Below are 22,111 nucleotides of genomic sequence, written 5' to 3'. Positions count from 1 at the left end.
ATGGGAAACGGATTCGGAAGCTTATATATTGGGGCGTCTGGACTTCAGAATGCCCAGTATGCACTGAATACAACGGCAAACAACCTTGCAAATGTGAATACAACAGGATATGTCCGTCAGCAGGTTCGTTTTGCAGATAAAAATTATAATAAATTAAAGGACCCGAATAAAAATGTGAACATGCAGCAGTATGGGCTGGGTGTATCCATTGGGGATGTGGTTCATGCAAGGGATATTTTCTTAGACAAATCTTATCGGCAGGAGAATGGACGCAAGGGATTTTATACTTCTTTTTATGAAATCACGGATTATGTGCAGGATCTGTTTCAGGAATTAAACGGAGAACAGTTCAAACAGAGTGTCAGTGATCTGCATCAGGCATTTCAGGAACTGGAGCCTAATATGGATAATTCCACACAACAGAATCTGGTACTTGAAAAAGCGGATCTTCTGCTGAGCCGTACGAAGTCATTGTATGATGACATGAAATCGTACCAATCCAATATCAATGAACAAATTAAAGATGATGTTGACCGTGTAAACAAGATCGGAAACCGTATCTATGAACTGAACCTGCAGATTCAGAAAGTAGAAGCTGGCGGACAGGAAACTGCAATGACCCTGCGAGATGAGCGTGACAATCTGCTGGATGAGCTGGGCGGATACGGAAGTGTCTCCATTAAGGAAGATGCGACGGGATTTACGTATGTAGATTTTGAAAGCACACCGTTTATCGATGACAATAAGTGCTATAACATCGGACTGCAGGAAGACAAAGAAACCGGATTTTACACACCGTACTGGACGCAGCTTTCTGATGTGGACAAGCAGCAGTATGTCCGCGTATTTAAAAAGAACGAAGTGATTTCCACGGATTTAAATACCGATGTGGGAAGTATTAAAGCCAAACTTCTTGCCCGTGGGGACGGATACGGAACGTATCAGGATCTGGAAAGCGAAGAGGCGTATGACCGTATTTCCGGTTGTACCATGATGGAGACAGAAGCACAGGTTTCTGCACTGCTTCACAATATTGTGACAAAAATCAACGATGCATACTGTCCGAATAAGACAGTAGATACGGATGTCACCTATACCGATGCCGATGGGAATCAGGTATCATTAAAGGGAAAGAAAGTTCTGGATGCCGCAAACTGTGCGGTCGGGGAAGACGGACAGCTGCCACCGAGGGAATTGTTTACCCGTGTGGGAATGGATCGTTATACCAAGGTGACAGGAGATGATGGGAATACCTACTATGTATACAACGAAGAGGACGAAAATGATCCCACGACGCTGTATTCCCTGAACAATATCAGCATCAATAAAGAGTTGCGCAAGCAGATCACACTGATGCCGTACAAGAATCAGAACGGTACGGATTATCCATTGGGTGAAAAACTGATGAGCCTTTGGAACGACAAGGAAATGACACTGAATCCGTACGACAAAAAGCCGTGTACGTTTGAAGGCTATTATAACAAGCTGATCGGGCAGATCGGAAATGATGGAAGCACTTTCCAGTCGGCAAGTGAGACACTGACGGGGGCACTGTCTTCCATCGACAACCAGAGACAGCAGACGATGGGCGTTTCCTCCGATGAGGAACTGACACACATGATCAAATTCCAGTCTGCATATAATGCGTCCAGCCGTTTTATGACGGTAATCAGTCAGATGACAGAACTGATCGTGACAGGATTGAAATAGAGATAAGGAGGCGTAGTTATGCCATCACAATTTTTTGGATTGAATATCGGGGCAAGTGCGTTGTCGGCATTTCAGACCTCAGTGAATACAGCGGCAAACAACGTTGCAAATGTGCAGACCAAAGGATATACCAGACAGACGGCAAATCTGTCCGCAACCGATCCGATCCGTGTATATACCAGATACGGCAGTGTCGGAACCGGTGTGGAAGTGACTTCCGTGACGCAGGAGCGAAATCTCTATTATGATGAAAAATACTGGCAGAGTAATTCAAGCCGGGGATTTTTCGAACAGAAACTGTATTATGTGGATCAGGTCCAGACAATCTTCCGGGATGATGAGCAATCGCAGAAAGGATTTTCCAGTATTTTTTCCCAGATGTTTAAGGATCTGGATACCTTAAAGACACAGGGGGAAGTGAAAGCCGTCCGCAATCAGTTTATTCATCAGGCACAGAGCCTTTGCACTTATTTTAATGCTTTGTCCAAGAGCCTGACGGAGATTCAGGAGGATACCAACGAAGAGATCAAGGCTTCTGTGGATAATATCAATTCCATTGCAGAGAAAATTTCGGTGCTCAACAAGCAGATTAATAATATTGAAGTACGCGGAGGGCATGCAAATGAGCTGCGCGACCAACGCGCGAATCTGATTGATGAGCTTTCAGGGATTGCAGATGTAGAGACGAAAGAATTCGAGGTGACAAACTCCAACGGACAAAACTTAGGAGGAACCAATTACCGCGTATATATCAACGGACAGACACTTGTAGACGGAAACGATTACCGGACATTAAAATGCACCTCTTCAAAGTATCTGAACAATCAGATGGATGCCGAGGGCATGTATGCCATTACCTGGGAAGATACCGGAATGGAATTTAATGCCAAAGGTGCCAGTGCCAACGGAAGCCTCAAGGCATTGTTTATGATCCGTGACGGAAATAACAATGAAAATATGAAGGGAACGGTCTCGGATGCAGATCTGTCTTCTATTACGATAAAGATTCCGGATACAAAAGTGAATGAACTTTCACTGGCGAATAAAGGCCGGATTATGGTAAATAATAAGTTTTATTACTATGATGGATGGACTGCAAAAGTCGGTGAAAACGGGGTGAACAGTGTAACATTTAAGCTTGCCCCGGAATCCCAGATGGCAGATCAGGCAGAAGTTGACCGTGTCAAGGGAGACGGGCAGAGCAATTATCTGACAACCGGTTCTTCCATGGATGCAATGGGAATTCCATATTATCAGAATCAGATCAATGAGTTCCTGCGTAATTTTACCCAGGCATTCAATGATATTGAAAAACAGGGTGTTACATTAGATGGCGATAAAATGGGAGCCTTTTTTGTGGGAATTTCCCCAACCGGAAACACGTTTGGTGCAGATGCGTGGGATGCGAAAGTACAGGCGGCAAAGAAAGACGGATGGACGACGGATATTGAACTGTCATCCGACGGGGACAGCTATTATCAGTTTACAGCGACAACCCTTGCAGTAAACAGCAAATCATTAAAGGATCCCAACTACTTTGCAACGTCAACCCAGATTACACAGGGGGAGGCGAAATACGATACCGTTGAGGATCTGTTGAAGCTGCAGAAGGATGTGCGGATGTTCCGCGGGGATTCTGCGGAGACGTTTCTCGAAACACTGATTTCAGATGTGACGGTTGACGTGAACAAGACAACAACAAGTTCCAATAATTATTCGAACCTGTCTACCGCGATTGCGACACAGCGTACCTCGGTATCCGGTGTGGATGAAGACGAGGAAGCGATGAACCTGATCAAATTCCAGAATGCATACAATCTGGCATCTAAGGTGATTTCCGTGATGTCAGAGATGTATGACAAACTGATCAATGAGACCGGGGTGGTATGATGCCTGTGGACGAAACCGTGTGAGCTGACAGTATAAAACTTAGGAGGGAGATCCTATGAGAGTTACCAATAATATGATCACAAGCAACACAAAGAGCAATATCAATGCAAATAAGGTGCTTGTGGATAAATATAATACCCAGATGACAACGCAGAAGAAGATCAATAAACCGTCGGATGATCCGGTCATTGCGATTCGTTCCCTGCGTATGCAGACCAGTCTGTCCCATATTGACCAGTATCTGAACAATAACATTTCGGATGCCAATTCCTGGCTGAATGTGACGGATACGGCGCTGGAAAATATGAAAACAATCCTGACGGATGTCCGCTCATTATGTGTCAAAGGGGCAACGGATACCTTAAAAGAAGATGACCGCAGAACGATTCTGAATCAGCTGAAATCTTTAAGTGATCAGATTTATGCAGAGGGAAATGCAGATTTTTCCGGCAGAACGGTATTTACCGGATATCGCACGACCGAGCAGCTGACATTTAAGACGGATGAAGAAACTACATCCTACACGATTGATCAGAAATTATCCTATAAAGATATTTCCGAGGCACGCTACACATACGGAAGCGTAGATGTACCGACGGATGCCACAAACAGTTTTGATGAAACGATTTCCATCGGGGAAAATACCTACGACCGGCTGCGTCTGGCGTATGGAAAGATTAACGGAAAAGATAATTCGGATGGAACGGGAGCAATTGATCCGATTTCCAGTATGAGTTATACGACAGCTGCAGGAAAGAAAGTGGAATTAGACCTTGCACAGGGAAAATTTGTAGATGAAAATGGGGCAGAAACCGGCAAGTTTACCATGTACGAATCCAAGGAGGAGTGGCTTAAGGCGAACAACGGGGAAGCCAAAGTCGAAGACACGGACATGGTATTTATCAAAGATACCGGTGAAATGATTCTCGGAAAAGATTTGTCCAATACATTAAAGAGGGAAAAGGCGGATCTTAGCATCACGTACACCAAAACTGGATTTGATGCAGGAGAGGTTCGTCCGGAATATTACTATGACTGTAAGATGAAGACTCCGGATATGCAGGAGGCGGTACAGTATACCAAGGAAGATCAGCCGATCAATTTCGAAATTTCCAGTGGAATCATGCTCGCGGCAAATACACAGGCAAGCGATGTTTTAAGCACTGACATTGGACGGGACATGACAGAGATGATGACGCTTGTTTCTGCTTCCACACAGGCACATGACAAAGTTTCACGAATTGAAAAGATGATGTCGATGGATAAGTATTCGGATGAGGAGAGCCAGAAGAAACTTCAGACCTATCTGGATGCTGCCAATAAAGAAGCTACCTATGCAGACGATAATCTGTCAAAAACCTACCAGCAGTTTATCTCGAATTTTGACGGATACCTGAATAAAGTAAATGTGGCACATACCAATGTGGGTGGATTGCAGCAGCGCGTGGAGCTGACAAAGACCCGTGTGGAAAACCAGAAAGAGACGGTAGAAGAATTGAAGTCTAACAATGATAACCGTGACATTTCGGATATTATCATTGATTACTATGCTGCTTACAATGCATATACGTCCAGTCTGACGGCTGCATCGAAAGTTGGAAGCCAGACATTACTGAACTATTTATAAAAACGCGGAGCGAAGGAGAAAGACCATGAAGGCTGATTCACGTATTTTTGGACAAATTGAAATAGAAGATGATAAAATCATCACGTTAGAGAAAGGTATGATCGGTTTTCCGGATCTCAATCATTTTGCACTGATTTATGATGAAGAGAAAGAAAAAAAATACAATTCCATTATGTGGCTGCAGTCGATGGATGATCCAGACATTGCATTTCCGGTTATGATGCCGCATATCGTCAAGGAAGATTACAACCCGAATGTAAGTGAGGAAATGATTGCACCACTCGGAAAGCTGACACCGGAAAACACATATATTCTTGTGACGGTAACGGTTCCGAAAAATATAGAAGATTTTTCCGTAAACCTGAAAGCACCGGTTGTGATCAATATGGACAACCGCAAAGGGGTACAGATGATTGTGGAGGATGATTATCCGGTAAAATACAAAGTATATGATGTGCTTAAGGCAAAGAAAGAAAAGGCGGGTGAATAAGATATGCTGGCATTGACAAGAAAAAAGGGGGAGGCCCTTGTAATCAACAACAATATCGAGATCACCGTACTTGAAATCCGGGGAGACCAGATCAAACTTGGAATTACGGCACCGAAAGATGTTCCGGTATACCGTAAGGAAGTGTATCTTCAGATTCAGAAAGAAAACCAGGAGGCAATCAGCCTTGATGGTATCGAAGCATTAAAAGGAATTCTTGGATAAATCGGAAAAACAATCGGAGGGTGTTAAGTTTTTACTGACACGCTCCGATAATTATTTATAGAATGACAGTAATAGATTGGCTATGCAGCCGGCATAACCGGCGGCGGATGATGGAGACAGGAGGTAATCATCATGGCAATGGAGGCTATTAAAGGTGCAGGAATGACGTATCAGGGAAGCGTGTCATCTGCAGAAAGCCAGCCCAAAACAGATTCTGCGGTAAAAGCTGCAGAGACCGATGCACCTGAAAAGGGCATCGTATCGGAGAATATAAAGCAGGCTGGTGAGGAGAACGTAAACACTTCCCAGGGAGCAGATCAGCGGAATACAAATGCGCAGATCAAAAAAGCCGTGGATGAAGTGAATAAAAAGGCGGTCAACTCGGAAGCAATATTCGGCATTCATGAGGCAACCAATCGTGTGACCATAAAAATTATTGATAAAGATACCAAAAAAGTACTCAAAGAGATCCCACCGGAGAAAACACTGGATATGATTGCAAAAGTGTGGGAACTTGCAGGCCTTATGGTGGATGAAAAAAGATAAAAAAGGGGAGGGAAAATTATGCCAATCAGAATGACAGGTATGGTGTCCGGACTGGATACCGATTCTATCGTAAAAGAACTCGTTTCTGCATACAGTACCAAAAAGGAAAAATACGAAAAAGAGCAGACAAAACTTGGCTGGAAGCAGGAGATCTGGAAAAGTCTGAATAAAGAAGTAAACAGTTTTTATAAGAGTGTTGGTAATCTGCGGTTTGACAGCGGATACAATACCAAAAAGACAACATCGTCCGACAGCACGAAGGCAACCGTCAGTGCGAGCGGAAATGCGACTGTCGGAACACAGAAACTGCATGTGCTTTCTACTGCACAGTCCGGTTATCTGACGGGGGCTGAGATTAAGACAGCAGCCAACGAGAAAGTTACTACGTCTACAAAGCTTTCGGATCTGGGTGTTACAGCAGATGAAATTACCTTTAATGTGGGACCGGCAAATAATTCTGCATCCGGAACCACAAAACAGATCAAAGTAGGAAAAGACAGCACAATCAGTGACGTTGTAAACCAGCTGAAGGATGCGGGACTGAATGCAAATTTTGATGCCGGAAACAGACGCTTTTATCTGAGTTCTTCAGATTCAGGATATGCAACGGATTTTAATATTACTGCGGACAGCAGCGATACAAATTCTACAACATTATTAAACGCACTGGGTCTGGGCAAGACGGCAAAGAAGATTGACGGAAGCGATGCGGTTATTGTTTTAAATGGCGTAAAATATACCAGTACAACGAATAATTTTTCTATCAATGGATTATCCATTTCCGTCAATGGAGTGACAGACAAAGTCGATGATCTTGAAAAGGTCGATGTCGATGCCTTAGATGACAGCAAGGCAGTTTCTATTTCCACAACGACCGATACACAGGGAATTTATGACAAGATTAAAGACTTCCTGACCAGTTACAACAACATCATCAACAAGATGACGAAACTGTATAACGCAGATTCTGCAAAGAATTACGAGCCATTGACAGATGATGAGAAGTCGCAGATGTCTGATTCGGAAGTAGAAAAGTGGGAGACAAAGATCAAGGACTCCCTGCTTCGCCGTGATTCCAATCTGAGCACGATTATGAATGCCATGACGACTTCCATGACCAAGGCAATTTCCATCAATGGAAAGAATTTTTCGCTTTCCAGTTTTGGAATCAGTACACTTGGTTATATGAATGCGGCAGAGAATGAGCAGAATGCTTATCATATTGACGGTGATGAGGATGATGAAAATACATCAGGAAATAAAGATAAGCTGATGGCTGCATTAAGCAGTGATCCGGATACCGTGATTGATTTCATGAAGCAGTTGTCGACCAATCTGTATACGGCAATCGACAAGCAGATGCAGAGTAATTCCCTGCGAAGCAGATACAGCATTTACAATGATAAGGAGATGACTTCCCAGTATACAAGCTATACGAAGACCATTGCAGAGTGGGAGACAAAGATTTCCGACAAGGAAGATTATTATTACAAGAAATTTTCCAAGATGGAGACTGCGCTTTCCAAGTTAAACAGCCAGACAAGTTCTCTTTCAGGTATGTTCAGCAGTTAATCAGTATCATGCAGGGCAATCTTTTGCAAAATAAAATATACAGGAAATAATAGGGGGAATCAGGATGATTCAGAAAAATCCATATGCAGCGTATAACAACAGTAAGATCCAGACGGCAACACCGGCAGAACTGACGCTGTTACTCTATGAGGGAGCTATTAAATTTACAAACATTGCGATTGTAGCGATTGAAAAGGGCGATATTGAAAAGGCGCATAACAATATCCGAAAGGCAGAGAATATCATTCGGGAGTTTCAGATAACTCTCGACCACAAATATGCAGTTGCCAAAGATTTTGATGCGGTCTATACCTATCTGTTACAGAGATTGTTAGAGGCCAACATGAAAAAGGACAAGGATATCTTAGAGGAAGTGCTTGGTCATCTCCGTACCATGCGGGATACATGGAAAGAAGTTATGGCAAAGACCGCAAACGGAAACAATATCAAGACAAAGGAACCGGTAGCGTAATGCCGGCAGGAGACAGTATGCCAGATACATATATTGCAATTATGCTGCAGAGCCTGAAAAAAAAGGAACAGGTTCTGGATGAAATTATCCGCCTGGATGACCGGCAGAAAGATACCCTGACGGATCCGGAATGCCCGTTTGATGTGTTTGATGAAACCGTGGAGGCAAAAAGTGCGTGTATTGATCAGCTGAACCAGCTGGACAGTGGTTTTGAGAAGCTCTATGCACAGGTGGCAGAAGAACTGGATCAGAACCGTGAAGATTATGCAAAGGAAATTCGTGACATGCAGCAGTGCATTCGCCGGGTAACGGACAAAAGTGTCAAGATTCAGGCGCAGGAAGCCCGCAACAAAGAACTGATGCGTGAAAAGTTTGCCACAATTCACAGACAGGCAAAGGCGGTGCGGAAAAACAGCCGTGCGATTACCGGATACTATAACAGTATGAAAGAATGGTAGTTATTTCATAAAATGGGACAAAAGTACTACTTGATAAAAAATATCATATGACTTATAATGACCTTGTTATATGACTGACGGATAATGTGGAGCACCACGTGAAGTATAACAAAGGCATGAGCCGTACCGTCTGGGCAAAAGATAAAAAACCCAGGCGGTTTTTTGCGTTCATTTATATTTTCCGGTTTTTGGTAAATATATTGTATGAAAATAAAGACATGCGTGGGTATTGACAAAATGATGAACGTTAGTGTAATCTATCAATGATTAGAGAATACTAACCAATAAGAGAAGGAGGATCACCATGTTAGAAATGAAAGAGTGGGATGGATTCGAAGGACGTCTTTGGAAAGAAGAGATTAATGTCCGCCAGTTCATTCAGGATAACTACACACCATATGATGGTAACGAGGATTTCCTTGCAGAACCTACAGAGGCTACCAATAAGCTTTGGGGAGCACTGCAGAAACTGCAGAAGCAAGAGCGCGCAAAGGGCGGAGTCCTCGATATGGAGACCGAGGTTGTAACCGGTATTACAGCTTATGGTCCGGGATATATTGATGAATCTTTAAAGGATTTAGAGACAATTGTAGGTTTACAGACAGACAAGCCGTTAAAGCGTGCATTCATGCCTTACGGTGGAATCAAGATGGCTGTTCAGGCATGTGAGACATATGGATATCAGGTAAGTGACCAATTAAAGGAGATCTTTACCAAGTATCACAAGACACACAACACAGCCGTATTCGATGCTTACACACCGGAGATGATGAAAGTACGTCACAATAAGATCTTAACAGGTCTGCCGGATACATACGGACGCGGACGTATTGTTGGTGATTACCGCCGTGTTGCTTTATACGGTATCGACCACCTCATCGAGGAGAAGAAGAAAGATAAGGCAAACTGTGGCTGTGGTGAGATGACAGACAATGTGATCCGTTTAAGAGAAGAGATCGCCGAGCAGATCAAGTGTTTAGAGGATATGAAGAAGCTTGCAGAGATCTACGGATACGATATTTCCAGACCTGCAACAAACGCAAAGGAAGCCGTACAGTGGTTATACTTCGGATACCTTGCAGCAATCAAGACACAGAACGGTGCAGCAATGTCCGTTGGTCGTGTTTCCACCTTCCTTGATATCTACTTCGAGAGAGACTTAAAGAAAGGCATCATCACAGAGCAGGAAGTACAGGAATTGGTTGACCACTTTACCATGAAGCTTCGCATGGTAAAATTCGCACGTATTCCTTCTTACAACCAGCTGTTCTCAGGTGATCCGGTCTGGGCAACACTTGACGTTGCGGGTACAGGCGTAGACGGACGTTCCATGGTTACAAAGTCCGACTTCCGTTTCCTGCACACCTTAGAGAACATGGGACCGGCTCCGGAGCCAAACCTTACCGTATTATATTCTTCCAGACTTCCGGAAGCATTCAAGGATTATGCGGCACGTATCTCTATTGATACAAGTTCCATCCAGTACGAGAACGATGACGCTATGAAACCGGTATGGGGCGATGATTATGCCATCTGCTGCTGTGTATCTGCTACACAGACAGGTAAGGAGATGCAGTTCTTCGGTGCCCGTGCAAACCTTGCAAAGTGTCTCCTCTACGCAATCAACGGTGGTGTGGATGAGAAGACAGGCCAGCAGGTCGGACCGGATTACAAGCCGATCACATCTGAGTACCTTGATTACGATGAAGTTATGGAGAAGTACGACAAGATGATGGACTGGTTAGTAGATATTTATGTAAATACCTTAAACCTGATCCAGTATATGCATGACAAATATTACTATGAAGCAGCAGAACTTTCTCTGATGGATACTGATCTGAAGAGAACGTTCGCAACCGGTATTGCAGGATTTTCACACGTAATCGATTCTCTTTCTGCAATTAAGTACGCAAAGGTTAAAGTTATCCGTGACGAGAACGGAATTGCAAAAGACTTCGAGATCGAGGGAGACTTCCCAAGATACGGTAACGATGATGACCGTGCCGATGATATCGGAGTATGGCTGTTACAGACATTCATGGATAAGTTAAAGAAGCATCACACTTACCGTGATTCTGAGCCTACAACTTCTATCCTTACCATTACTTCCAACGTTGTATATGGTAAAGCTACAGGAGCAATGCCAGACGGACGTAAGGCTGGCGAGCCACTTTCACCGGGAGCTAACCCAAGCTACGGCGCAGAGAAGAGCGGACTTCTTGCTTCCCTGAACTCTCTGACAAAGATCCCGTATGAGTGGGCACTTGACGGAATTTCCAATACCCAGACCATCAACCCTGGTGCACTTGGAAATGAAGAAGGCGAGCGTATTGAGAACCTTGTAAACGTTATGGACGGATATTTTGACCAGGGTGCGCATCACCTCAATGTTAACGTGTTTGGCAAGGAGAAGCTTATCGACGCTATGGAGCATCCGGAGAAAGAAGAGTACGCAAACTTCACCATCCGTGTATCCGGTTACGCTGTGAAGTTCATTGATCTGACCAAAGAGCAGCAGATGGACGTTATCGCACGTACCTGCCACGATCATATGTAATAGGATCTAAGGGGTCACGAGAGTTGCGAAGCAACGGAGTAATTCGTAGATCATATCCGTTGAAATGAATAAGAAATCAGGGTTAATACATGAATGAATATTTGTGTATTAGCCCTGTTTTTATGATATAATTTGCACATACTAATGAAATGATAATTCGATGCTTTTATTGGTTTGGTTAAAAACGAGGTAAAACAATGCTAGGAAATATACATTCAATCGAGACATTCGGTTCCGCAGACGGACCGGGCGTGCGTTATCTGATTTTTTTGAAGGGCTGCAATATGCGCTGCAAATACTGCCATAATCCCGATACCTGGGCAAAAACTGAGGGGGAAATGAAAAGCGCAGAAGAAATTTTGCAACAGGCGCTGCGGTATAAAAGATACTGGGGCAAAAAGGGCGGTATTACCGTAAGTGGCGGAGAAGCACTGTTGCAGATTGATTTTGTCACAGAATTGTTTACGCTTGCCAAGGAAAAAGGTGTCAATACCTGTCTGGATACAGCGGGCAACCCGTTTACCCGTGAGAAACCATTCTATTCTAAGTTTGAAAAACTGATGGAAGTGACGGATCTGTTTATGCTCGACATAAAGGAAATGGATGAGGACGAGCATAAACAACTGACAGGCCAGACGAATAAAAATATTCTGGATATGGCAACCTGTCTGTCGGATCACGGTAAAGCGATGTGGATTCGGCACGTACTTGTGCCGGGCATTACCGATGATGATGGGCAGTTACACAGGCTCCGTGCATTTATTGATACGTTAAAAACCGTGGAACGTGTGGAAATTTTGCCATATCACACGCTGGGGGTATTTAAATGGAAAGAACTTGGGATTCCTTATGCACTGGAAGATGTGGAGCCGCCGACCAAAGAGCAGGTGGAACATGCACGGGAAATCATTATTCCCGGTTATAAATCCTGATTGTATGAACAGGAGGGACATAGAAGCAAGGAAAAAATGTATATGTCCCAACAGTATAGATGGGCGGGACATAAAGATAAAGAAAACATAAGGAAAAACAAATCATGATACAACCAGAAATTTTATATGAAGATGCACAGCTGATCATCTGCTACAAACCGGCAGGCATTGCAACGCAGACCAAAAAACTGGGGCAGAAAGACATGGTGAGCATACTTTTAAATCACGTAGCGCAGGAAGGAACCGGACAGCCGTTTATCGGTGTAGTCCATCGGCTGGACCAGCCAGTGGAAGGCGTGATGGTGTTTGCAAAAACAAAACAGGCGGCAGCAAAATTGTCGGCACAGGTAAAAGACCATTCCTTTGGAAAAAAATATTATGCAAAAGTCCGGCTGCCGGAAGGAAAAACTTTTGAACAGGCTACGGGGCATGAAAAGACAGGAACACTGCAGGACTGGATACAATTTGAACCGAAAGAAAATAAATCCTGTGTAATAGAACAGAAGCAGAGGGAGAACGAACGGGAAGACATCAGGCATCCGGCAGACGGGAAGCGGTTGCAATTGCAGAAACCACGGCATACAGCAACGTCACAAAATAAGATACAGGAAGCGGTACTTGATTATCAGGTGATCAGGCAGGGAGAAGGATCTGCATTGCTGGATATTACTTTACATACCGGCCGCCATCATCAGATCCGTGTACAGCTTGCACATCTTGGAACTCCGATCTGCGGAGATCACAAATATGGAAAGGCTGAAAGAGGAACCCCGGCACTGTGCAGTTATCATATCGATTTTGTTCATCCGGTCAGTGGCAAAGAGATGACCTATGAAATCAGTCCGAGAAATTTCGAAACAGAATGTTAATGGTATTCAGGTGCTGAGTGAACAGTAACCCATTTAGCCGTTATCGAGCGGTTTCACTTCACGCAAATCTTGACAATCGGCTGTGTTCGTCATATTATATATTCGAGCTTTTCTGCGCATTTTGCGGGCAGAAAAGAAAACTCTTACACGAGTATAACGTAAAAAATGACCGCACAGTGGTCGCAGAAAAGGAGAAAGACATGGCGAAAGAGAAGAAACTTGTTGAAGCCATTACTTCCATGGAGGAAGATTTTGCACAATGGTATACCGACGTCGTAAAGAAAGCAGAGCTGATTGATTACTCCGCAGTAAAGGGCTGCATGATCATCAAGCCCGATGGGTATGCTATCTGGGAAAATATACAGCATGAATTAGACCGCAGATTCAAAGAAACAGGCGTAGAGAATGTATATATGCCGATGTTTATTCCGGAGAGCCTTCTGGAAAAAGAGAAGGATCATGTGGAAGGATTTGCACCGGAAGTCGCATGGGTGACTTACGGCGGACTCAATCAGCTGCCGGAGCGTCTGTGCGTCAGACCTACTTCTGAGACACTGTTCTGCGATTTTTATAAAAATCTGATCCAGTCTTACCGTGATCTGCCAAAGGTGTACAACCAGTGGTGTTCCGTAGTACGCTGGGAAAAGGAAACCCGTCCGTTTCTGCGTTCCAGAGAATTCCTGTGGCAGGAGGGGCATACGGCGCATGCAACCGCAGAGGAGGCACAGGCACGTACCATCCAGATGCTGAATCTGTATGCAGATTTCTGTGAAGAGTTCCTTGCCATGCCGGTTGTCCGCGGACAGAAGACAGAAAAAGAAAAATTTGCCGGTGCGGAAGACACCTATACCATCGAGGCACTGATGCATGATGGAAAAGCCCTGCAGTCTGGAACCAGTCACAACTTCGGAGATGGATTTGCAAAGGCATTTGGTATCCAGTATACCGATAAACAGAATAAATTACAGTATGTACACCAGACTTCGTGGGGAATGACAACACGTCTGATCGGAGCCATCATCATGGTTCACGGCGACAATGATGGTCTGGTTCTGCCACCTAAGGTAGCACCGACACAGGTAATGGTTATCCCGATCCAGATGCAGAAGGATGGCGTATTGGATAAGGCAAACGAAGTGCGTGAGCGTCTGGGAAAAGTCTGCCGTGCAAAACTGGACGATTCCGATAAGAGTCCGGGATGGAAATTCTCTGAGCAGGAGATGCGTGGAATTCCGCTTCGTGTGGAACTGGGACCGAAAGATATTGCGGCAAATAAATGTGTGGTTGTCCGCAGAGATACCAGAGAGAAAATTGAGGTTTCCCTGGATGAGATCGAGACAAAGATTCCGGAACTGTTAGAGACCGTTCAGAAAGATATGTTTGCGCGTGCAAAGGCACATCGTGATGCACATATCTGGGATGCACATAATTACGAAGAATTTAAGGATATTGCAGAAAATAAACCGGGATTCATCCGTGGTATGTGGTGCGGAGATCAGGCATGTGAGGACAAGATCAAAGAAGATCTGGCAGTAACCTCACGCTGTATGCCGTTTAATGATCAGGAACAGATTTCAGATGTTTGTGTATGCTGTGGAAAACCGGCACATAAGCTGGTATATTGGGGCAAGGCATATTAAAAATCAGCCGGGATTATGGATTTCAAATAGGGGGTTGGAGCCATGATTGAAAAGTACTTTAATGGTGTTATAGAACAGGTATATCACAGAATCGGAACCGCAGAAAAGAACATTGTTATGGCAAGCTATAACAATGACTTTTCTGTGTCCGGGCTGGAGAATAAAAAACGTTATCAGGAAGACGATAACGTTTTTTTTGCCTGTTGTGAACTGCAATATGAGACATTGTCCGGGGCATATGCGCCTTTTCTGGACATTATCTGTGACATGTTCCGCAAATTTGTAAAGGGAGATTTTGAAGCTTTTTTGCGCGAATGCGGAACTTATGAACTGCACCGGTCTTTGTTTTTAGGGTACTATGAAGATGGTATCTGCAAAAGGGAAGAAGGGGTGCTGTTAAATGAAGTGGAATATGAGCAGCGGCGCATGACAGAAGCCATCGTTGCCATGCTGAAAAAACTCACGGAATACCGGCCGATTATGATTGTAATTAACCGTTTCCAGCTGGCAGGACGCAGTTCCATGGAACTTATTTACCGGCTGCTGACAGAACCGTGTACGGAAATCGGGATTGTGCTTGGAGTAAACGAAATGCAGCCGCGGCTGGATATGGCCGTCAACATGTGGGATGCAATCGTGGAAAAACTTGAAGACAGCAGCCAGATTTATCATATTGGAAGTTCCGGGAAACACAGAAACCGGGAGAATGCGGAGGATGTGGCAGAAGAGAAAAATTACAGCCACATGCTTGCAAAGGTAGAGACAATCATTACGTTTTTGGATTGTGACCAGGCAAAATGGTACTTGCAGAAACTTGAATATAAACTTAAATTTGAAGATATTTTTGTGGATGATATAACCCTGCGGGAATTTTATCTATTGTATACCCGTACCGCTATTTTGCGTGCAGAGCTTTCTAAGGCACTGGAGATGGTTGATTCAGCAATGCGTCTGCCATCCGTTTGCAAAGATCTGTTTTACCGCAGTGAATGTTCCTTTTTAAAGGGAACGTGCCTGATGTATCAGGGCAAACTGCAACAGGCCGAAATGTATGCACAGTATGCCCGGGAGGAAGCACAAAAAAGTGGGAATGAGAAACAGATATTCAAGGCGGAACTCTTGTCTGTTATGGCGCGTATGTCCGGCTGGTACAATATTTTTTTCTGTATACAGGATATCCCGATTCATGAAGGGCTGATTGAAAAGCTGATGCAGAACAATTACCGGAATCATCTGGCACATATTTATATTTATGCATATGATAATCGGCCGGAGATGGTTGCAAGGGCCTACCGTTCCGAGGCATCTCTTTTATATTTCAGTAAAGGGGTGGCACTGGCAAAAGAGATTGGAAATGAGCAGCTGGTATATGATGCATATCAGAAAAACATTATGCTTGCATCAACGAATGGTATGAATGAGATTGCCATGCTGTATTCCGTGCGTACATACCAGTTCATGAAATCAAGGGATGATGTTTATGAGGGCAGAATTCTGTCCGGCATCGGATATAATCTGAGTGCCATGGGAAAAAACCGGCTTGCGGAGCATTATTATAACCGTGCCATTGAGGTGTTTTACCATTTGCGTCTTCCGGAGGATATTGCGGAAGTGTTTTACAACCGTGCACTGAATTATATTATGCAGGAGAACTATGCGAAGGCGGAACATGATCTGCTGATGGCGATGAAGGTAATAGAAAAACTGCATCTTAACAGTCTGCGTGTATGTAATCTGTCAAAATTATATGGTCTTTTAGCACTTGTGAGCATCATGCAGAAAGACCGGTTTAACTGTGAACGTTACTTGCTTAACTGCCGGCAGTTCCTGAATTATATTATTGAGAAAGAAAAAGAAAATGAAAACGAGGAAATCATCCATGACTATGCCAAGTGTGATGAGGATATGTTTCTATACACATTTTCCATGGCAATGCTTAACCGCATGGATGGAAAGAAGGAAGAGGTACTGGTCAGTTTTGAACAGGCAGAGCGTTTCCTGCTTCAGGCAGAGGGAAATGAGTTTTTCAGTTATCGTTTATTCCGGAAAGAGAGAATGAAGCTGTTTGAGGAAATGGGGCGCAGTGAGCGCTGCCAGATGGAACGCGCAACGCTTTTGCAGCATGAGGAGATTAATTCCCAGGCGGCACGGCTGCTTCCCATGAATCTCCTGAAGGAAATTGATCTGGGAGAGCATCCGCAAACGTGTGCCGTGCGGGAGGAAGAAATTGAAGCCCTGATCAAACAGGAAGGCCTTTTACAGGATTATGCAACGTCCCGGAGACAGATGGAGTTTATTTCCACATGGCAGAAACTGATTGATGTGAACGGAAGCAACGTAGAGGGTATGGTACAGAATGCGTTCAATACGTTTATGAATCATTTCAGCCTGGATTGTGCATTGTATATCTGTTACCATGAAGATGGTGCCCATGTACTTTATAACGATACCAAATGTGAGATGACGGAAGCGGACATTGCGGCGATCGGAAATACCATGCTGGAATATCCACAGGGGTTTGCGGTATCAAAGATCAGCGACAGTTTTCTGGAACATCAGGATACGATCGGTTATTTCGGAATAGATGATGTATGTTCGTTTGTGGCAGCACCGTTTCTCAAAAACGGAAAGCTGACCAGCCTTCTGATCACATATGTCCGCATGAAGGATAACTGGCATGGTTCGATCGAACGCTACATGCTGAATGAGGATGACCTGAGAATCTATTCCCTGCTTTTTCGGGAGATGGAGTATTCGATCAATCGCATGGAGGCAAACGACAAGATTTATATGATGAACCGCAAGCTGCAGGAGGCTGCGGTTACGGACATGCTTACCGGTATTTATAACCGTGCCGGTATGTACGAAGAGATCCAGCAGATGATTGAGTGTTACCGTGTGTCGGAAAAGACACATCATGTCGGGCTGATGTTTATTGATCTGGACAATTTCAAGCATTATAATGATACGTTCGGGCATGATGTCGGAGATCTGATCTTAAAGGAAATGGCAAAGATTTTCCGCAAGGCGGTAAAGGGAAGAGGATTTGTTGCCAGATATGGCGGGGATGAATTTATTATGATCTTAAATACCGATGCCCGGGAAATCCTTGAACAGATCGCAAAAGGAATCTATGAGAAAATCAATTCCACGCAGGGATTCCAGCGGCAGATTGAAAATTATCTCGGCCATGCGATCACGACGACCGAAAAATCGCGGATTACCTGTTCCATCGGAATTGCAAGCGCAGGGGATGTGAGAAAAGAGGAAGATATTAATGAATTAATCCGCAGCGCAGATGAGATTTTATATAAAGTCAAAACAGGGGAAAAAGGACACTACGCATTTTTATGAAAATTCAATTACCAGAACACGTAAAGCAAATTATACACAGACTTCAGCAGGAGGGGTATGATGCCTATGCCGTGGGTGGATGTGTCAGAGATACACTTTTAGGACGCAGCCCACAGGACTGGGACATTACAACTTCCGCGAAACCGCAGGTGGTGAAATCGCTGTTTTCCCATACGGTTGATACGGGCATTGCACATGGAACCGTTACGGTTATGCTGGATCATACGGGGTATGAAGTGACAACTTACCGGATCGATGGGGAATATGAAGATGCCAGACATCCGAAGACAGTGACTTTTACGGGAAATCTGGTAGAGGATTTAAAACGCCGGGATTTTACGATCAATGCCATGGCATATAATGATACCGCAGGACTGGTGGATGCATTTGACGGGATTGGGGATCTCAAACGGCACGTGATCCGTTGTGTGGGGATACCGCATGACCGGTTTGGAGAGGATGCGCTGCGTATGCTGCGCGCCGTGCGTTTTGCCGCACAGCTTGGATTTTCCATTGAGGAGAAAACCAGACAGGCTGTGGCAGATCTGGCAGACAATTTACAGAAAGTCAGTGCGGAGAGAATCCAGACCGAAATGGTGAAATTGCTCACCTCTGCACATCCGGAGGAGATGCGTACGGTATATGAGTTGGGACTTTCCAGAGTATTTCTCCCGGAGTTTGACAGGATGATGGAAACCCCGCAGATTACGAAACATCATTGTTACAGTGTGGGGGAACATACCCTTCATGCCATGCAGGAAGTCCCACAGGACCGGATTCTGCGCCTGACCATGCTGCTTCATGATGTGGCCAAACCGGTGTGTGTAACGACAGATGAAAAAGGGCAGAATCATTTTAAAGGACATCCGGCGGAAGGTGCGGAAATGGCACGGGTTATTTTGCGGCGATTGAAGTTTGACAACGAAACAATAAAACGCGTATGCCTGCTCGTGCGCTATCATGATGACCGTCCGGCCGTGACACCGCGCAATGTGCGCCGTGCGATCAGCAGGATCGGAGTGGAAAATATGGAGGCTCTGTTTGCGGTAAAGCGTGCAGATACACTGGCGCAGAGCATGTATGAGCGGCAGAAAAAGCTTTCCTATATTGATGCCTACGAAGAAACTTATCGTGAGATATTAAAAGAACACCAGTGTGTGCAGAAAAAGGATCTTGCCATAAACGGCAGGGATCTGATTGTACAGGGAATGAAAACGGGCAAAGAAATGGGAGAAGTGTTGCAGGCGCTGTATGAACAGGTTCTTGATGAACCGCAACTGAATAATAAAGAGACGCTGCTTGCACTTGCTTTGCAATTGCAACAGACAAAACAGGAATAAATAAGACACCCTTTCCATATGATGAAAATAGATTCAAGTCATGTGGGAGGGGTTTCATTTTGTATTATCAGCCGGAAGCAATGTTGGAGCAATATGACATAGAAATAAAACAGATCACGAAAGGCAGAGGTGTGTTTTGCTGTGAGACGGATCAGGGGAAAAAAGTACTTGCACCGTTTCGGGGATCTGCAGAACGCGCAAAATTTGTGCGCGAAATATTATGCAGCATGCAGGAAAAGGGATATCCGGTGGAACAGGTCAGTCTGACAAAAGACGGGCAGTGTGTGGTAACGGATGAAAGTGGCATGCGTTTCTGGCTGAAAGATCTGGTAGAGGGAAATGAATGCCAGACAGGTCGGGAGAAAGATGTAGCTGCCGGTGCCCAGGCGCTGGCAGGGTTTCATTGCTGTGTTTCATCCTGTGTTACGGAAATTCCGGATTTTATGAAAAATACAAAGAATGAACCGGCAGTGCTCTATTACCGGCATTACCGGGAACTGATCCTGGTAAAAAATTTTGTGCAGTCAAGAAAAACCCGAAACGAGTTTGAGCGGTCATTCTGGGAACAGTATACGCATTATATCGCACAGGCGAAAGAAGCGGTCGGGATGCTGCAGGAGCGAAAAGACCAGGGGAGAACCAGGGGGTTTTGTCACGGGGATTGTAACCAGCATAATATGCTTCGTACAGCACAGGGGGTCCGGCTCGTAAATTATGAAAATCTGTTTTACGGAGAACAGATGGTGGATCTGGCAAACTATCTGCGTAAGATTCTGGAAAAAAACAGTTGGAGTACGGACATGGGAAAACATATTCTGGAAGCCTATGAAAAGCAGAGAAAATTGTGCAAGGAAGAAAAACAGCTACTGCATGTGCTGCTTCTGTTTCCAGAGAAATTCTGGAAAGTATCCAATCACTACAGTAACTCGCATAAAGCATGGGTATCCGGCAGAGATATTGAAAAATTAAACCGGCTGATTGCAGCGGAGCCGGCAAGGGAACATTTTCTGGAAAATTTGTTTTCTTTTCTGTGAAGAATGAGCTATACTAAGGATATGAGAAGAGACAGAATTAAAAAAACAATTACATATTTGAGTCTGCTTTTTTGGCTGTGTCTGCTTGTGGCATGTGGACAGCAGGAGGAGACGACAGATGACGGAGTTACCTATTTTCATCATTCCATTGCAGACCGGAATACACAGGAAACACAGGAGAATTCCACGGAAACGGAAAAGTCCGAAGAGTTTCTGCTGACCGCAGTCGATCAGATTCAGGAAAGTCTCCAGCTGTACCGGTATGCGGATGGAATGGAATACCGGTATTATTACGGAACAGGCACCCGTTTTTATGACAAATACGGAAACCGGACACCTGTGACAAGTTTTGAACCCGGTCTGCTTGTGACCATCGGGGATGTAGACAGCGAAGGAATCCTCACGGAAGCCCGGATTTCGGATCAGGCATGGGTATACGACAATATCACCCGGTTTTCGGTAAATCCGGATCTGGACATGCTAAAGATCGGAGATGGAAAATATCGCTATACGGATGACACGATTGTGTTTTCCGGAGATAAAAGAATCCAGATGACGGATTTGTCGGATGGGGATACGTTAAGCGTTGTCGGCAGGGATAAAAACATTCTTGCGGTGCGTGTGACAACCGCACAGGGAACGCTTGCACTGTCCAACACCAAACTGTTTGAAGGAAGTTTTTTGCAGCTGGGCACAAAGATTTTTGCGGAAATTACACCAGATATGGAGATTCAGGTGCCGGAAGGAACCTATGAACTTCGCGTAGCCAATGACGGATGGGGCGGCAGTACGGAAGTGACGATTACGCGTGGCGAGACTACAAATGTGGATCTTGACACCTTAAAAGGCGAAGGACCGTCTTACGGAAAGGTGCAGTTTGTCATCGATGCAAAAGATGCGGTGCTGTCAATTGACGGAAAAGAAACGGACTATGAGAAGCCGGTGAAATTAACCTATGGAAGCCATACAATTACGGTATATTCTTCGGATTATGATACCTGGAAGCGGAACTTATATGTCAACTCGGAGAAATCGACAGTTGTTATCAATCTCGCGGATGAAGATTCCAGTGAAACAGGCAGCAGTCAGAGCAGCTCAGAAAGCAGCAGCCAGAGCAGCTCAGAAAGCAGCAGCCAGAGCAGCTCACAGGGGAGCAGTCAGAGCAGTTCAGAAAGCAGTAGTCAGAGCGAGTACAAGAACCGGCAGGAAGAGCTTGATACACTCAAGGATCTGATTTCCAGTATGACATCCTCCAGTTCGCTTGTGTCAAAATGACGGTTTTCCGGACAGAATTTTGGTTGTTTTTAAGTGCCTCAAAGCCCGAAAATATCGCATTTTTCCTTGACAAAAGGATGGAAAACAAGTATAAATAGATTTGTAAGTAATTTGAGAGAAGGA

17 protein-coding genes and 1 riboswitch are annotated in these 22,111 nt (G+C 44.5%); all 17 genes read left to right on the top strand.

The window, feature by feature from the left end; all coding sequences use genetic code 11:
- Entirely contained in the window at window positions 1-1,710 is a 1,710-nt protein-coding gene (locus M72_RS05275) for a flagellar hook-associated protein FlgK (RefSeq protein WP_055067454.1), read from the top strand.
- Window positions 1,711-1,728: 18 nt separating this feature from the next.
- On the top strand, window positions 1,729-3,600 hold the full coding sequence (gene flgK, locus M72_RS05270) for a flagellar hook-associated protein FlgK (RefSeq protein ID WP_055067453.1): 1,872 nt from the start codon (window positions 1,729-1,731) through the stop codon (window positions 3,598-3,600).
- A gap of 55 nt (window positions 3,601-3,655) precedes the next feature.
- A complete protein-coding gene (flgL, locus tag M72_RS05265) occupies window positions 3,656-5,227 on the top strand; it encodes a flagellar hook-associated protein FlgL (RefSeq protein WP_055067452.1) in 1,572 nt (523 codons plus the stop codon).
- Between the two features lie 25 nt (window positions 5,228-5,252).
- On the top strand, window positions 5,253-5,717 hold the full coding sequence (gene fliW / locus M72_RS05260; RefSeq protein ID WP_055067451.1) for a flagellar assembly protein FliW: 465 nt from the start codon (window positions 5,253-5,255) through the stop codon (window positions 5,715-5,717).
- A 3-nt stretch (window positions 5,718-5,720) separates the two neighbouring features.
- Entirely contained in the window at window positions 5,721-5,939 is a 219-nt protein-coding gene (gene csrA / locus M72_RS05255) for a carbon storage regulator CsrA (protein ID WP_022045243.1), read from the top strand.
- 132 nt (window positions 5,940-6,071) lie between these two features.
- Window positions 6,072-6,485: a flagellar protein FlaG gene (locus tag M72_RS05250; RefSeq protein WP_022045244.1), complete on the top strand. Its 414-nt coding sequence runs from the start codon at window positions 6,072-6,074 to the stop codon at window positions 6,483-6,485.
- 18 nt (window positions 6,486-6,503) lie between these two features.
- Window positions 6,504-8,057, top strand: a complete 1,554-nt coding sequence (gene fliD, locus M72_RS05245; RefSeq protein ID WP_055067450.1) for a flagellar filament capping protein FliD — start codon at window positions 6,504-6,506, stop codon at window positions 8,055-8,057.
- 64 nt (window positions 8,058-8,121) lie between these two features.
- Window positions 8,122-8,529, top strand: a complete 408-nt coding sequence (fliS, locus tag M72_RS05240) for a flagellar export chaperone FliS (protein ID WP_022045246.1) — start codon at window positions 8,122-8,124, stop codon at window positions 8,527-8,529.
- Window positions 8,530-8,546: 17 nt separating this feature from the next.
- Window positions 8,547-8,987 (top strand): flagellar export chaperone FlgN, encoded by a 441-nt coding sequence (gene flgN, locus M72_RS05235; protein WP_022045247.1) that lies wholly within the window; start codon window positions 8,547-8,549, stop codon window positions 8,985-8,987.
- Between the two features lie 60 nt (window positions 8,988-9,047).
- A riboswitch (ZMP/ZTP riboswitch) is annotated at window positions 9,048-9,130 on the top strand.
- A 161-nt stretch (window positions 9,131-9,291) separates the two neighbouring features.
- The gene (gene pflB, locus M72_RS05230; protein WP_055067449.1) at window positions 9,292-11,544 is read left to right on the top strand and encodes a formate C-acetyltransferase; all 2,253 of its coding nucleotides are present in this window, start codon (window positions 9,292-9,294) and stop codon (window positions 11,542-11,544) included.
- A 197-nt stretch (window positions 11,545-11,741) separates the two neighbouring features.
- Window positions 11,742-12,476, top strand: coding sequence for a pyruvate formate-lyase-activating protein (gene pflA, locus M72_RS05225; RefSeq protein ID WP_022045249.1), 735 nt, complete (start codon window positions 11,742-11,744; stop codon window positions 12,474-12,476).
- Between the two features lie 104 nt (window positions 12,477-12,580).
- Window positions 12,581-13,345, top strand: coding sequence for an RluA family pseudouridine synthase (locus tag M72_RS05220; RefSeq protein WP_055067448.1), 765 nt, complete (start codon window positions 12,581-12,583; stop codon window positions 13,343-13,345).
- 200 nt (window positions 13,346-13,545) lie between these two features.
- Entirely contained in the window at window positions 13,546-14,985 is a 1,440-nt protein-coding gene (gene proS / locus M72_RS05215; RefSeq protein WP_022045251.1) for a proline--tRNA ligase, read from the top strand.
- A gap of 42 nt (window positions 14,986-15,027) precedes the next feature.
- On the top strand, window positions 15,028-18,339 hold the full coding sequence (locus M72_RS05210) for a tetratricopeptide repeat-containing diguanylate cyclase (RefSeq protein ID WP_055067447.1): 3,312 nt from the start codon (window positions 15,028-15,030) through the stop codon (window positions 18,337-18,339).
- A complete protein-coding gene (locus M72_RS05205) occupies window positions 18,336-19,679 on the top strand; it encodes a CCA tRNA nucleotidyltransferase (RefSeq protein WP_055067446.1) in 1,344 nt (447 codons plus the stop codon). The genes M72_RS05210 and M72_RS05205 overlap by 4 nt, the downstream gene beginning before the upstream one ends.
- A gap of 59 nt (window positions 19,680-19,738) precedes the next feature.
- Window positions 19,739-20,713: a phosphotransferase gene (locus tag M72_RS05200; protein ID WP_055067445.1), complete on the top strand. Its 975-nt coding sequence runs from the start codon at window positions 19,739-19,741 to the stop codon at window positions 20,711-20,713.
- Window positions 20,714-20,716: 3 nt separating this feature from the next.
- Window positions 20,717-21,988: a hypothetical protein gene (locus M72_RS05195; protein WP_055067444.1), complete on the top strand. Its 1,272-nt coding sequence runs from the start codon at window positions 20,717-20,719 to the stop codon at window positions 21,986-21,988.
- Window positions 21,989-22,111: the final 123 nt, after the last annotated feature.

Source organism: Roseburia faecis (assembly GCF_001406815.1).
In the GTDB taxonomy this organism is placed as follows: Bacteria; Bacillota; Clostridia; order Lachnospirales; family Lachnospiraceae; genus Roseburia; species Roseburia faecis.
This window is presented reverse-complemented; position numbering and strand designations above follow the sequence as displayed.

Bases quoted from the DNA above. Each gene is read 5' to 3' on its own strand.
- M72_RS05275 (WP_055067454.1), top strand. From the start codon at position 1: ATGGGAAACGGATTCGGAAGCTTATATATTGGGGCGTCTGGACTTCAG.
- flgK (WP_055067453.1), top strand. From the start codon at position 1,729: ATGCCATCACAATTTTTTGGATTGAATATCGGGGCAAGTGCGTTGTCG.
- flgL (WP_055067452.1), top strand. From the start codon at position 3,656: ATGAGAGTTACCAATAATATGATCACAAGCAACACAAAGAGCAATATC.
- fliW (WP_055067451.1), top strand. From the start codon at position 5,253: ATGAAGGCTGATTCACGTATTTTTGGACAAATTGAAATAGAAGATGAT.
- csrA (WP_022045243.1), top strand. From the start codon at position 5,721: ATGCTGGCATTGACAAGAAAAAAGGGGGAGGCCCTTGTAATCAACAAC.
- M72_RS05250 (WP_022045244.1), top strand. From the start codon at position 6,072: ATGGCAATGGAGGCTATTAAAGGTGCAGGAATGACGTATCAGGGAAGC.
- fliD (WP_055067450.1), top strand. From the start codon at position 6,504: ATGCCAATCAGAATGACAGGTATGGTGTCCGGACTGGATACCGATTCT.
- fliS (WP_022045246.1), top strand. From the start codon at position 8,122: ATGATTCAGAAAAATCCATATGCAGCGTATAACAACAGTAAGATCCAG.
- flgN (WP_022045247.1), top strand. From the start codon at position 8,547: ATGCCAGATACATATATTGCAATTATGCTGCAGAGCCTGAAAAAAAAG.
- pflB (WP_055067449.1), top strand. From the start codon at position 9,292: ATGTTAGAAATGAAAGAGTGGGATGGATTCGAAGGACGTCTTTGGAAA.
- pflA (WP_022045249.1), top strand. From the start codon at position 11,742: ATGCTAGGAAATATACATTCAATCGAGACATTCGGTTCCGCAGACGGA.
- M72_RS05220 (WP_055067448.1), top strand. From the start codon at position 12,581: ATGATACAACCAGAAATTTTATATGAAGATGCACAGCTGATCATCTGC.
- proS (WP_022045251.1), top strand. From the start codon at position 13,546: ATGGCGAAAGAGAAGAAACTTGTTGAAGCCATTACTTCCATGGAGGAA.
- M72_RS05210 (WP_055067447.1), top strand. From the start codon at position 15,028: ATGATTGAAAAGTACTTTAATGGTGTTATAGAACAGGTATATCACAGA.
- M72_RS05205 (WP_055067446.1), top strand. From the start codon at position 18,336: ATGAAAATTCAATTACCAGAACACGTAAAGCAAATTATACACAGACTT.
- M72_RS05195 (WP_055067444.1), top strand. From the start codon at position 20,717: ATGAGCTATACTAAGGATATGAGAAGAGACAGAATTAAAAAAACAATT.